At 53.8% G+C, this 14,023-nt stretch carries 11 protein-coding genes; 6 read left to right on the top strand and 5 right to left on the bottom strand.

The features are described 5' to 3' along the window. The first annotated feature begins 432 nt into the window (after positions 1–432). Complete coding sequence (locus P9L94_11210; GenBank protein ID MDP8244641.1) at positions 433–1,764, top strand: Gfo/Idh/MocA family oxidoreductase; 1,332 nt, start codon at positions 433–435, stop codon at positions 1,762–1,764. A 450-nt stretch (positions 1,765–2,214) separates the two neighbouring features. Here P9L94_11210 and P9L94_11215 read toward each other — a convergent pair whose 3' ends face one another. The 3 genes from P9L94_11215 to P9L94_11225 form a co-directional block, all read right to left on the bottom strand. Further along, positions 2,215–3,318 (bottom strand): glycoside hydrolase family 43 protein, encoded by a 1,104-nt coding sequence (locus P9L94_11215; GenBank protein MDP8244642.1) that lies wholly within the window; start codon positions 3,316–3,318, stop codon positions 2,215–2,217. A gap of 423 nt (positions 3,319–3,741) precedes the next feature. Further along, entirely contained in the window at positions 3,742–4,527 is a 786-nt protein-coding gene (locus tag P9L94_11220; GenBank protein MDP8244643.1) for an SIS domain-containing protein, read from the bottom strand. Between the two features lie 238 nt (positions 4,528–4,765). Next, positions 4,766–5,572, bottom strand: coding sequence for an SDR family oxidoreductase (locus P9L94_11225; GenBank protein MDP8244644.1), 807 nt, complete (start codon positions 5,570–5,572; stop codon positions 4,766–4,768). Between the two features lie 141 nt (positions 5,573–5,713). Here P9L94_11225 and P9L94_11230 point away from each other — a divergent pair, with 141 nt between their 5' ends. Further along, positions 5,714–6,664, top strand: coding sequence for a calcium/sodium antiporter (locus P9L94_11230; protein ID MDP8244645.1), 951 nt, complete (start codon positions 5,714–5,716; stop codon positions 6,662–6,664). Between the two features lie 14 nt (positions 6,665–6,678). Here P9L94_11230 and P9L94_11235 read toward each other — a convergent pair whose 3' ends face one another. Then, a complete protein-coding gene (locus P9L94_11235) occupies positions 6,679–7,779 on the bottom strand; it encodes a HigA family addiction module antitoxin (GenBank protein ID MDP8244646.1) in 1,101 nt (366 codons plus the stop codon). Between the two features lie 402 nt (positions 7,780–8,181). Further along, complete coding sequence (locus tag P9L94_11240; protein MDP8244647.1) at positions 8,182–8,946, bottom strand: flagellar brake protein; 765 nt, start codon at positions 8,944–8,946, stop codon at positions 8,182–8,184. A gap of 301 nt (positions 8,947–9,247) precedes the next feature. Between P9L94_11240 and gcvT the strand changes: the two genes are divergently transcribed. The 4 genes from gcvT to gcvPB all read left to right on the top strand — a co-directional run bounded on the left by gcvT (position 9,248) and on the right by gcvPB (position 13,634). Then, entirely contained in the window at positions 9,248–10,318 is a 1,071-nt protein-coding gene (gene gcvT, locus P9L94_11245) for a glycine cleavage system aminomethyltransferase GcvT (protein ID MDP8244648.1), read from the top strand. Positions 10,319–10,354: 36 nt separating this feature from the next. Beyond that, entirely contained in the window at positions 10,355–10,747 is a 393-nt protein-coding gene (gene gcvH / locus P9L94_11250) for a glycine cleavage system protein GcvH (GenBank protein ID MDP8244649.1), read from the top strand. Between the two features lie 67 nt (positions 10,748–10,814). After that, on the top strand, positions 10,815–12,152 hold the full coding sequence (gcvPA, locus tag P9L94_11255) for an aminomethyl-transferring glycine dehydrogenase subunit GcvPA (GenBank protein MDP8244650.1): 1,338 nt from the start codon (positions 10,815–10,817) through the stop codon (positions 12,150–12,152). 21 nt (positions 12,153–12,173) lie between these two features. After that, a complete protein-coding gene (gcvPB, locus tag P9L94_11260) occupies positions 12,174–13,634 on the top strand; it encodes an aminomethyl-transferring glycine dehydrogenase subunit GcvPB (GenBank protein MDP8244651.1) in 1,461 nt (486 codons plus the stop codon). The last annotated feature ends 389 nt before the right edge of the window (positions 13,635–14,023 follow it).

Raw genomic sequence — 14,023 nt, forward strand, 5'->3', positions numbered from 1 at the left:
GTGCGGGCTTTCAGGCCCTTATGCACAGGCGCTCCCAGAGTTGCACCCATGCCTGATTGGTTCGTCAATTTTTAATATGCCCGAATATGTTTTCTCAAACAAAATTATGGCCATCCATCAATGTAAGGACTCACTTACCGGATGAACCTTTATTATTCGGTTCTTGCATTATTGATTCACGTTAAATGAGCAGACGGAAAGACAAAAGCGCAATAGCGCCACGTAAATCGGGAACTTAATTGTCAGCCGGGCGACTTATTAGTATATACAGATACTGAAAAACCGGGCTGCGACGGGTTAGGCGAACCGCCTGGATTATAAGTTAGATTGCAATTGACCTTGGCTTGGCTCTGTTTTAGTATCGACTATTGGTACGCGAACCCACCTTCCTTTATGCCAGGTGGGGAGAACTTAACTGTCTGGAGTTTAATTATGTCGGATAAGAAAAACCGCCGGAACTTTTTGGCCTCGACAGGCGCTGCCGCAACGGCAGGCTTACTGATTAAAACCAACGCATACGCCGCCAGCGCAAACGATACGATACGTATTGGCGTCGTCGGCCTCAATGGACGCGGCAAAAGCCACGTGGATGGATATGCGAACCTGAAAGATAAAAACGTCGAAGTGGTTGCGCTGTGCGACGTGGATGAAAACGTCCTCGCAAAGCGTGAAGCCGAGTACAAAGAAAAAGGCAAAGTCATCTCGGGCGTAAAAACCTACAACGACTTTCGCAAGATGTTAGAAAGTAAAGACATCGACGCGGTCTCCTGCGCGACCCCCAACCACTGGCATTCGTTGCAGGGCATCTGGGCGTGCGAGGCGGGCAAAGACGCCTACGTTGAAAAGCCGCTTTCTCACAACATTTATGAGGGCCGCCAACTGGTCAACGCCGCCCGCAAATATAAACGCATCGTCCAGCACGGCACCCAAATCCGTAGCAGCAAAGCGATTCAAGAAGCCATGCAGATGCTGCACGACGGCGAGATCGGCGAAGTCTATTACTCTAAAGGCACCTGCTATAAATGGCGCGATACCATTGGCCATGAAGGCCCGAGCAAAGCGCCCGATGGCGTCCACTATGACACATGGCTTGGACCGGCGCCGGAAAAGGAATTTACCGAAAACCGCTTCCATTACAACTGGCACTGGAACTGGGACTACGGCAACGGCGATATCGGCAACCAGGGCGTCCACCAGATCGACGTTTGCCGCTGGGGCATGGACGTCGGGCTGCCTGACGTTGGCTCGTCAATCGGCGGTCACTTTATGTTCGATGACGACCAGGAAACGCCGAACACCATGGTCTCGACCTTTAAATGGAAAGACGCCAACAAAATGATGGTGTTTGAAGTGCGCCACTGGATCACCAACGATGAACTCGGCGAAGGCAGCAAGGGCAATGTGGTCGGGTGTCTGTTCTTGGGGTCGGAAGGCTATATGGTGATTCCGAGCTACAACAAATATCAGATTTACTATGAGCGCGGTCGCGAAAAAGGCCCGGGACGCACCGAAGGCGGCGACCACTTCCTTAACTTTATCGAAGCCTGCCGCAGCCGCAACCACGAAGACCTCAACGCCGATGTCGAAGACGGCCACTTGTCATGCGCCATCGCCCACATCGCCAACGCGTCCTATGTGGTCGAAGACACATTGCAGATTGATCCAAAGAAAGAAATCTGCACCAACAACAAAGAGGCCAACGATATTTTGCAGGGCAAAGCTCGCGGATACCGTACGCCGTTTGAGGTTCCGAAGAAAGTCTAGTCGCACTCAACAGAACAAGATCGCGCTCCGCTTCTGGAACTCAGCAGCGGGGCGTTTTTTTGTGGAAAGATTTGAGTCGAAGAATTTGGTTTATTTCCCCGTCCCTTGCGGCGCAAGAAATACTTGAAGCCATCTCAAAATAATTTGTGTTTTCGTTGTGAAAGGCATGGGTACATCTCTGCTTGCTTCGGTGCGGGCTTTCGGGCCCTTTTGCACAGGCGCTCACAGAGTTGCCCCCATGCCGGAATTCGTTATCGGAATCAATATTCATAGATGCGATGGCGTTGGGGAGTCGTGTGTTGCGCCTGAATCCCCCCTGGCGCTATCAGCGCCGTCCCCCCTTAAAAAGGGGGGCTAAAAGTCTTAAGTCAATGACATTGCCTCTAACTCCCCCCGAAGTTCGGAGGGAGAACCTGTGAATTTTAAGGCGACTTTAGACGAGAGTTTGGCTTAATCCCGTTGTGGGGCCGGGAGCGAAACGCCGGGGGCGATGGGGCGACCAAAGTTGGGGGAGCCGTCCGGGTTCCAAGTAAACGGTTGGATGTTGACCTTGCGGTTCCAGCCTGCGCCGCTGTGTTTGGCGGAGTGATACACGATCCAGTCTTCGTTTCCATTGGGCGACTTCACAAACGAGGCGTGGCCCGGTCCGAAGACGTCCTCCGTTCGCGAGAACACCGGCTGCGGCTTTTTCTTCCATGACTGCGGGTCGAGCGGATCGTCGCCGACCAGCGCCAGTTGCCCCAGGCAATAGTCGTCGGTCCAACTGCCGCTGGCGGAATAAATGATGAACACCTTGTCGCCGTTCTTGAGAATTTGCGGCCCTTCATTGATGAGCGGCTTGCCGTGGAGTTCCCAGTCGAGCTGCGGCTTTGAGATGCACACCCGCGCGCCGGAAATCGTCAGTGGATCGCTCATGGGCGCGATGTAGAGGTTCTGTTGGACGTTGACCTCGCCCTCCCAACCTGACCAGATGAAATACAACTGGTCGCCGGGCATTTGCAACACCGTCGCGTCAATCGCCCAGCGGTCGGTCGCGTCGGTGACTTTGCCTTTGAAGACGAAGGGGTCGAGCGGATTCTGCGTGGCGCCTTCGAGGACGTACATGCGGTGGTTGAAATTATCGCCGTCGTCAGCCGCGACGTAGATGTACCACTTGCCGCGCAGGTAGTGCAGTTCGGGCGCCCACAGTTCTTTGGAGTGCGCCGTGTTTTCGGGCGGCGTCCACACGGCGGCGGGCGTCGCGTTGCCGATGTCTTCGAGATGCTGGGCGCGGCTCACCCAGATGCGATTTCTTCGCGAGTAACAATAGAAGTAGGAACCGTCCCGCTGCGTCACCCACGGGTCCGCGCCGGATTCAGCGATGGGGTTGGTGAAGGTCGGCTCTGTTTGTGAATGCGTCGTTTCGGCTTGAAGAAACAAGCAGCAAGCGAAAACCAACACGCAAATTTGTACAATAAAAGTGGTTCTTCCGGTATTTGGATGCTTTATCACAAATTGAATTGCGTTTTTTTGACGCTTTTTCTTAAATTCTTGATCTTTCGCTGTATCAGGCATGGGTACAACTCTGCTCGCTTCAGTGCGGGCTTTCAAGCCCTTATGCACAGGCGCTCCCAGAGTTCCACCCTTACCTGATTGGTTTGTCAATTTTTGAAATACCGGAGCCTGTTTCTGAATAAATATTATGTCCATCCATCAATGTACGGGCTCACTTACCGGATGAACCTTAATTTCGGTTCTTCCGTAAATTGGATACTTTTTTTTATAATTCGCTGTATCAGGCATGGGTACAACTCTGCTCGCTTCAGTGCGGGCTTTCAAGCCCTTATGCACAGGCGCTCCCAGAGTTGCACCCATGCTTGATTGGTTTATCAATTTTTGAAATACCGGAGCCTGTTTCTGAATAAAAATTATAGCCATCCATCAATGTAAGTACTCAATTACCGGATGAACCATAAAAGTTTTGTTTTTCAAGATGATTTATTCTCCGATGCGGTTGTATAACTTCGCCAGGCGGCGGGCGTGTTCGTCGTAGGCGGCTTCAAACAACGCGGCGGCGCGTTCGGCGCCGATCACAGCTGCGCCAGTCAACACCTTGGGCGGATGGCCCGCTTCGGTGAGGTGCGCCGCCACTTCGGCTTTGATGCAATTGATTAACGCGCATCCACCAATGGTCGAGCCGGGCGCGACCGGCGTTTCCAGCCCGTCGATCTTGACCATAGCGTCGCCTACGGGCGCTCCGGTGTCGAGCACGATGTCGGCGCAGTCTTGTAACCTAACGCCGTCGGGGTGCTTGCTGGGAGTCGCATCCGCGTGTTTTTTACTGATGATGGCGACCACCTTGACGCCGCGTTTTTGAAACCCCTGCGCCATTTCAATCGGCACTAGGTTCGCCCCGCTCGACGACGCCACCAATGCGCTGTCTTGCGGGCTGAAATCGAAGTTGCGTAAGATGCGCTCAGCGAACCCCGGCACGTTTTCTAAGAACATCGCCTGACGCTGCCCGTTCGCCCCCACCACCGGATGATGAAAGGTCAGCGATAATTCAACGATGGGATTGAAGCCGGGGAACGAGCCGTATCGCGGCCACATTTCTTCAACCAGAATGCGGCTGTGGCCGGAACCGAACAGGTGCACCATTCGGCCCGCAAGAATGCTTTGGGTAAATAAATCGGCCGCCTGATGAATGGTCTCGCGTTGTTGCTCCACGCAATCGAGCAAGCCGCGGCACTGGCTGATGTAATCTGTAATGGGAGATAGCGTCATGGTTTTATTTATCCAACATTGAGAATTAGATAATTCTGTTTACTTTTGCTGGGGCGATTGAGCGCCTCATCGAACGATTCGAAAAACGTACAACTTGGTCCCTTCTCCCTTTGGGAGAAGGGTAGGATGAGGGATTCTTTCATACAGCGTTTTATGTTGAAGCAGCGGTAAGGCCGCCCCTCACCCCAGCCCTCTCCCAGGGGGAGAGGGAGTAGGCCGTGCAATTTTTAACCTGTATTCATGCGCGTTCGCCGTCGCAAACCGACCAGCCGCCGTCGACCGCCAAGACCTGCCCGGTGACATAGCGCGAGGCGTCGGACAAAAAGTAAACCACGGCGGCGTCGAGGTCGGAAGGCTGCCCTCCGCGCCCGCCCTGCAGCGGCTGGCGACGCGCCGCGAATTGCATAATCTCATCGTCGCCGAATGCGCGTTTTGACATGGGCGTTTCGGTCAGACCCGGCGCCAGCGCGTTGATGCGAATATCATGCGGCGCATAATACGCCGACGTTGCGCGCACCATGCCAACCACGGCGGCTTTGGCGGTCGCATAGGCGTGGGTGGAAAAAAACGCGGGCGAAGGCGAATCCCAAAGCGAAGACGACAGGTTGAGAATGGCGCCGCCTTGCTGTTGTTTCATCAATTGTTTTAGCGCCGCCCGGTTGGAATAAAACATCGAGGTCAGGTTGAGTTGCAGGGTGTAGTCCCAGCCTTCGTCGCTGGCTTCATGCAGCGGCCCGTCGCCCATGCGGCGCCCGCTGCCGCCCGCGACGTGATATAAGCCGTGCAAGGCGCCGAAGCGCTCGACGGCGGTTTCAACCGCTTGCTGCGCGAGTTCTGGCTGCATGGCGTCGCCGGAAATCACCACCGCCGCATTGCCCAGCTGCGTTCGCGCGGCCTCCAGATATTCATCGTCGCGCCCGGCGACGACTACATTTGCGCCTGCGTTCAAACACGCCAACGCGCCCGACAACCCCAGGCCGCTGGTGCCGCCGATGATAACGATTGATTGGTCTTGTAGCGAAATTACGTCCATAGTGCGCAGCATACCGCAAGGCTATTCTGTCATCCAGCGGTGAAATTGTTTTGGTGAATTATCGTAATATACCTTGCTATCCATTGAGCGAACCAAACAACCCAATGATGTAGCGGGCCGGGCGATTGACTCTTCATTTAGAATAGAGGCTACGTGTTATTTAGCAGTTTTTTGATTCTGTTAGGCATTATCTTATTGTATTACGGCGGCGAACTGCTGGTTTCTAACTCCGTACGCCTCGCCCGTTTGTGGGGCATGAGCCCGCTGACCATCGGCCTGACCGTCGTTGCTTTCGGCACCTCCAGCCCCGAACTCGCCGCGACGCTGGTCGCGTCATTTCGCGATGCGTCTGCGATTGCGGTCGGCGCGGTAATCGGTTCTAACATTTCAAACATCGCCCTCATTCTGGGCTTGTCCGCGCTGATCTACCCCATCCCCTCGAAGCGAAAATTCAACCGCCGCGAGATGCCGTTTATGATCTTCACCAGCGCGTTGGTGCTGCCGCTTTTTATCGGCGGCGTATTGTCGCGTTGGGACGGTTTAATCTTATTGGGATTCTTGGCGTTCTATCTTTGGTATGTCCTAAAACATAGCAATGAAGCGCCGCCGCCCGTCGAAATCGACCTGGAAGCGCTCGAAGCCGCGCCGCAAGTTCCCGTCTGGGGCGCGCTGCTTGGCGTATTGGTTGGCATCGGGTTATTGACCGGCGGCGCACAGAGCCTGGTCGAAGGCGCGTCAAGCATCGCCCTCAGTTTCGGCATCCCCGAAAAAGTGATTGGCCTCACCCTGGTCGCGTTTGGCACCAGCCTGCCTGAACTCGCCAGTTGCGTCGTCGCCGCTATGCGCAAAGAGGGCGATATCATTCTGGGCAACATTGTCGGGTCGAATATTTTCAACGTTCTTTGTATTCTCGGTACGGCGGCGGTGTGCAAACCGTTGGCGCTGCCCATGGCGGAAATCACCATCGACTATGGCGTGATGATGGCGTTTAGTTTGATTCTGGTCCCGTTTTTACTGACAGGCGTCTCGCTGCGCCGCGTTGAAGGCGCGTTCTTGTTTCTGGGTTACGTCAGCTATGTGTTTTATTTGTATGTGTTGATGTAGCGGGCGCCTTTTTTCTAAACATCTTTCCATTCATACCGTTCGCGCAATTCATTATGCCAATTACGCTTCACGATTCTTTCGTGTTGCAGCCTTCCAACAATGATCCCAGGGTGAACATCAATTTGGCGGGAAAACTCGACAATGGAACCGAGATCAAAGCGTGTTTTTTTCACAAAGGCTTCGTAAGCATTTGAGGGAACAAGCATGTCGCGGGCAAATGCGTCCGCTTCATCCTCACGAGTGTTTTTTATGTTATTCTCTATGATTACATCTTTGATTGAATGACGCAGAATATGGCCGAGTTCATGAAATAAGCTAAACCAAAAAATATCCGCCCAGCAGTATCGAATCGTCATCATCAATACGACTTTGTCTTCCCGTAATTGAAAGGTCGCTCCATGCGCTTTGGTTTTGGGAAAATGAGGACAAACAACCAACGCCACGCCGCATGACGCAAGATGGTCTATTAATTCAGGCAAAAACTCATCTGGCTGGTAATTCGTTAAATTGCGAATGGGTTCAATTTTTGCTTTCAGTGTCTTTTTTTCAAATGGTTTGCAATCAACGTGGGCGGCGCGACGTTCTCCTAAGCGAATCCAAGCCGCCAATGCCTCAGAAGAATAGTCATTCGCTGCACCCAAACGGTACGCCGGTTGGAATCGTTGCAGCGTAGAGATCGTTTTGAGCGACATGGTTCCAAAGAAATTCAGCAGTTCACGCACTTTGTCAATCGGTTTTGTTTTCTTTTCGACTTCCCCGAGTTTCACCAATTGGCTATAGCAAAATCTAGGGACAAAGTGGATTTCGTCTTTCAGGCGTTCGGCTTGTTTTTCTTCATCTAACCGCGCAAGGGCAAGGCGGTATTCCGCTTCGAGTCCTGTCCAGATATGCGCGGGAACGCCAACCACTTGCTGCAATCGCAATGCGGTATCGGGCGTAATTGCCTTTTCGCCTTTAAAAATTGCGCTCAGTTTCGGAGCGGGCCGTTCTAGTCGCCGCGCCAATTCGCTCTTGCTCATTCCCAAGTCTTCAATGACTTCTTCAAGGTATTCACCTGGTGGAATGGGCAAATTCGAGTGAAAGTCGCCTTCGAGGGGTATATTGTTAGTCTTCATAATGCTTACTCACCTTTTCGATTCGCGCGATTTCTAATCGGTCGCCCTCTACTGTGAAAATGAGGCGGTAATATCCTGTTAATCGAATTGCCCATTGCCCTTCACGATTCCCTTTGAGAGGATGGCATCGAAGCGCAGATTGTTTTATCAGTTCGTCAATGGAATTCGATTGTTGAATAATATTAATACGAAGTATGTATTTTCGGGCGACTTCTTCAGGGTATGCCTGTTGGGCTTTTCTGTGGTCTTCATATTGCGCTTGAAGTTTTTTTGTCCGAAAGCGAATTTGCATCACGCAGCCCTATGCTCTTTACCTGTTAGGTAAAGAGCATAGCAGCGCATTCGTATCTCGTCAATTATTCTTTTACCTTAAGGGTAAAGGGGAGCAGCCGTGCGGGGAGATCAGGCGATGCCGCCGTTGGCGACCGCCGCCGCGCGTGGACTGGCCTCTTTGCGTTTTGGCGCCGAAAATGGATTGGGCGTCTGTTTGATAAAACGCGAGTGCTCTAACACCAACATGCGGCTTGGCCCCGGGACCACCTTCAACACCTGGCTGTGAAAGCGCACCGGGTCGTGTTTGGGGATATACGCCGTCACGTCCAGCAGCGTCTTGGGACGCAGAGGCGTCCGCGCCCCCTCGTTTTGCGCAACAACCACAATCAAGCCTTCGTCTTCGCTATCCACCAAGTGCGCCCAGGCGAGTTCGGTTGCGTTGCCCGTATGTTGAAGCAACAAGCGGCTGCCCGGGATCAAGTCATACGTTGAATTGATCTTGACCAAACTCCGCAGGGTGCGCGCGTAGAGTTTTTGGCGAATCATTTCAAGAAAGTGCTGGCGGTCGGCCCGGCTCCAACCGCGCAAGCGCTTGACTGCGCGCTCAAATTTATCTTGTTCCGATAAAATACGGTGCAGTGGACGAATGGCGGAAGTACGGGCCATACGGCGCAAAAAGGTTTCTTCGCGGTCGTTGAGGTTGTAACGCCGCGCTAACTGATGGAACTGGGCTTTTTCTTTTTTACGCCGACCAGCAGCATGAACCAGATACGCCGCCCAGGCAAATACGCTAATCACCCCAATCGCAATGCTGAGAAGGATTAATGTGGGAGCCAACGATTCAAAATCCTGAACTGGCTTAAAAAAGAAGAGTTTTCCGATTTGCGTGTTCATGGGCTTTTCCCCTTTCGGGTTCGTTGCCCTCCATTTCTACTCTTATACAATAGCAAAGAACGTGCCTTTTTGTCAATTAAAAAACCGCGCTTAACCTGTTGTTCTTTTGGCGCTTATGTAAATACGGCCTGGATTAAACTGCGCCAGAACAACGCAGCCAGCCGTTTTTGCCCTCAATTTGGCAAATTTTGCAGTTTGAGAGAGCGAAAAATTCATTTGAGGGGAGGGGTTTGTGAATCCATAGTTCAATAAATCAAACAGTGTTACACTATCGGCATCCTAAAAACTTGGCCATTAATGTATGACATTACAAACAGCCCTTCACCAACTTCATGAATCCGAAGGGGCGCGACTGGTTGATTTCGCCGGTTGGCACATGCCTCTACAATACGCGTCAATCACGGCGGAGCACGGCTTTGTTCGTGAAAGCGCTGGCGTTTTCGATGTGGGCCACATGGGGCGCTTTTTTGTCAGCGGCCCCAAGGCGGCGGACGCCCTGGCGCGGGTGACGGTCTCACGCATCCATGACATGGAAATCGGACAGACGCGATATACCCTGGTTTGCAACCACGCAGGCGGCGCCCGCGACGATATTCTCGTCAACCGCATCGGCGATGAGAACTTTTTGGTGGTGGTGAACGCCTCGAACCGCGAAAAATTGTGGCAGTGGTTTTCGTCGCATTTTGAGCCAGAGGTAGAGTTTGTTGATAAAACACTCGAAACCGGCATGATCGCCGTGCAAGGCCCCAACGCGGAAGAAATCATAATCAATACATTGGGTGCAGGCTTTAATACTTTGGAATATTATCATATTAAAGATTTTCACGGCAGAATGTTTGTTTCACGTACGGGCTACACCGGAGAAGACGGTTTCGAGATCATATCCAACAATGATGCAATAGTCGAAATATGGAAAAAAGTTCGTGAAGCAGGGGCGCAACCTGTCGGACTGGGCGCGCGCGATTCGCTGCGGCTTGAGATGGGCTTTCCGCTCTATGGACACGAACTCGAAGAAACCATTTCGCCGCTCGAAGCCGGGCTGAAGCGGGTGGTGCATTTTGATAAAGACGACTTCATCGGCAAGGCCGCGCTGGAAGCGCAGCAAGAAGAAGGCGTTAAACGCCGCCGCATCGCCTTTGTCTTACAAGGCCCCGGCATTCCCCGCCAAGGCTACCCGTTAAGTTACGGCGGCGCGCCCATCGGCGAAGTCACCAGCGGCGGGTTTTCTCCCGTATTGAAAAAGGGATTCGGTTTGGGCCTGGTGGATGCGGACTATGTAAAAACCGAAGATTTGGGCGTTGAAATTCGCGGCAAGGTCGTTTCCGCAAAACGGGTTAAACCGCCGTTTGTCGAAAAACGGGTCAAGGTATAATAACTATCATTCTCAAAAGTAGGATTTTAAAAACGTATGGCTACTGTAATTGATGATTTGAAGTACACCCCTTCGCATGAGTGGGTTCGGGTCGAGGGCGATGAAGCCGTGGTCGGAATCACCGACTTCGCGCAAGAGCAACTCACCGACATCGTCTATGTCGATTACCCCAACCCTGACGGCGAAATCGCCAAAGGCGCCGAGTGCGCCGTGATTGAATCGTGCAAGATCGCCGCCGACCTTTATGCACCCATCAGCGGGACCATCGTTGCGGTCAACCAGGGCCTGCAAGACGTCCCCGGCGACGTGAACACCGATCCGTTCGGCAAAGGCTGGATGGTGCGCATCAAACTGAGCGACCCGTCCGAACTCGACGCCCTCATGGACGCTGCGGCCTACCGCGCTCACATGGAATCGGAAAGCGCGTAAGCCTGCGCTATTTGCATGATCCAAGCCGGTATTTTTTTTCTATTTGAATTGACGCAAAGGAGCGGCAATGGTTTTTATCCCCCATACGCCGGATGAAAAGCAATCCATGCTTGACGCATTGGGTTTGCAGACGGAAGACCAACTCTTCCACATGATTCCCGCGCAGTTGCAAAATCCCGCCATCGAGTTTCCCCCCGCATTGACGGAGTTGGAAATCTCAGAGGTGATGAACGACGCGGCGGCGAACAATCCCGCCAGCCAGTGCGTATCATTTCTGGGCGGCGGCGCCTATGCGCATTTCATCCCGCAGGCGGTCAGCGCCATTATTTCGCGCGGCGACTTCTCGACGGCCTACACGCCCTACCAGCCTGAAGTGAGCCAGGGTACCTTGCAAGCGATTTTTGAATTTCAAACCATGATCTCGCGCCTGACCGGGATGGACGCTTGTAACGCGGGCGTCTACGACGGGGCTTCGGCCTTGGCGGAAGGCGCCCTGATGGCCTGCCGCGCAGTGCGCAAAGACGTGGTGCTGGTTTCGTCGAGCGTGAACCCGCATTACCGCCGCGTGTTGCAGACCTACCTCGACGGCCCGGGCATCGAAGTGATTGAGGTCCCCGCCGCAGACGGTGCAACCGACGTGAACGCATTAAAAGAAGCGCTGAGCGATAAGGTCGCCGCCTTCTTTGTTCAATACCCGAACTACTATGGCGTTGTTGAACCGCTTGAAGACATCGCGGCGGCGCTGCAAGACTCGAAGGCTTTACTGGGCGTATCGGCGAACCCTCACGCCTTGGGCGTGTTGAAGACGCCGGGCGCTTTGGGCGCGGACATCGTCACCGGCGACTTGCAGCCGCTGGGCATTTCGCTTTCGTATGGCGGGCCGTATGCGGGCTATGTCGCCTGCACCGAAAAATACATCCGCCAGCTGCCGGGGCGCTTGGTCGGACAGACCAAAGATGAAGACGGTAAGACCGGATACGTGTTAACGCTGCAAACCCGCGAGCAACATATCCGCCGCGCCAAAGCGACCTCGAATATCTGTACCAACCAGGCGCTGTGCGCGTTGGCGGCGACGGTTTATCTTGCGCTGATGGGCCCCAAAGGCCTGCGCGACGCCGCAACTTTGAGCGTCAAAAAAGCCCACGCGCTGCAACAGGCGTTGTGTGAAATCGAAGGCGTATCGTTAGAATACAGCCAGCCGTTCTTTCATGAATTCGCGCTGCGGCTTCCAGTTCCAGCCAGGCAATTCATTGAAGCCGCCAAACAACGCGGCTTGTTGCCGGGCATTGCGATACAAGACGACGCCAAGCTGCTGTTGGTTTGCGCGACCGAACTGACCAAGACATCCGACATTGATCTCTATAAAACAATATTGACCGAAGCGCTGCAACCGACGGTTGCCTAACGCGCACATTGAGGACGCTCTATGCCATTAGACGCATTTGAACCCACGCTATTTGAACTCAGCAGCGAAAACGAAGGCCGTTCGTGGCTGCCGCAAGACGACGGCGCCGAACTCGACGCGCTGCTGCCCACGCAATGTTTGAACGCCGACATGCCGTCGCTGCCGATTGTGGCGGAACTCGACGTGGTGCGCCATTTCACCAAACTGTCGCGGCGCAATTTTTGCATCGAGAGCGGTTTCTACCCGCTGGGTTCCTGTACCATGAAATACAACCCCAAGATTTGCGATTCGCTGGCGAGTCTACCCGGTTTTGCCAATCTTCACCCGCAGGCCGACGCTGACATGGCGCAAGGCACGCTGGGGCTGATGGACGATATCTCAGACTTTCTCGAGCAACTATCGGGCATGGACAAAGTGACCACCAACCCCTGCGCGGGGGCGCACGGCGAGTTTTGCGGCATGTTGCTGGTACGCGCCTATCACCGCGACCAGGGGTCTGACCGCGACACGGTGTTGGTTCCTGACTCGGCCCACGGCACCAACCCCGCCACCGCCGCGATGGTGGGTTACAAAACGCTCGAAGTGAAATCCAACGCTGAAGGCTGCGTTGATCTCGACGACCTCAAGAGCAAACTCAACGACAACGTCGCGGCGCTGATGTTGACCAACCCCAACACGCTGGGGCTGTTTGAAAAAGATATTCTCGAAATCGCCAAGGTGGTGCATGACGCAGGCGCGCTGTTGTATTACGACGGCGCCAACCTCAACGCGATTGCGGGCGTGGCGCGGCCCGGCGACATGGGCTTTGACGTGGTGCATATCAACCTGCACAAGACCTTCTCGACCCCGCACGGCGGCGGCGGGCCGGGCGCTGGCCCGGTGGGCGTCAAGTCGCATCTGGTTCCTTATTTGCCGATTCCGCTGATTGAGAACAACGGCGGCAAGTACGCGCTGAATTACGAATCCAAAAAATCCATCGGTCAGCTATCGACCTTCTTCGGCAACACGGGCATCGTCTTGCGCGCCTACGTCTACATGCGTATGCACGGCGCCGGGGGCATCCGCCAGAACAGCGTCCATGCGGTGTTGAATGCGCGCTATTTGAAATACAAGTTGAAAGATTTGATTCCAGCAGAGATCGACGCCGACAACATGCACGAGTTTGTCTTGACGCTGAAAGACAAAAAGCGTTTCGGCGATTTCAACGCGATGGCCTTCGCCAAAAACCTGATCGACCGAGGCTACCACGCGCCCACGGTGTATTTTCCGCTGATCGTCAAAGAGGCGCTGATGATAGAACCGACCGAGACCGAATCAAAGCGCACGTTGGACGAGTTCGCCGCAGTCGTCGCGGACATTATGGCGGAAGCGAAAGCCGACCCCGAGAAGGCGTTACACGCGCCTTATACCACGCCGGTGCGCAAGTTGGACGAAGTCACCGCCGCGCGTCAGCCCGTGTTGACCCAACCGTGTTTGGAGTAGCACTGTGGGTTTAATCTAATTCGGATTTAATTCCCCGCCCCTTGGGGCAATGTCATTGACTTAAGGGGTGGCAAGGGCAAGGCTGAGTGGAACGAAGCCAGCCCTTGATGTAAATCTGATCCCCCTGGCGCTTTCAGCGCCGTCCCCCATGCCAAAATTGGTTTTTCGATTGTTCATAGGTTGTAATACTTTTCGGTATCATTTTTGGTTCTTCCGTAAATTGGATACTTTTTTTATTTCGCTGCATGTGGCATGGGTACAACTCTGCTCGCTTCGGGGTTCTTCATTCCTACCGAAGTAAAAAACAATCGAACCCAGAACCTTGTAGGGGCGCAACACGTTGCGCCCGAATCCCCCCTGGCGCTTTCAGCGCCGTCCCCCCTTAAAAA

This window comes from Candidatus Hinthialibacter antarcticus, from assembly GCA_030765645.1.
Lineage (GTDB): Bacteria > Hinthialibacterota > Hinthialibacteria > Hinthialibacterales > Hinthialibacteraceae > Hinthialibacter > Hinthialibacter antarcticus.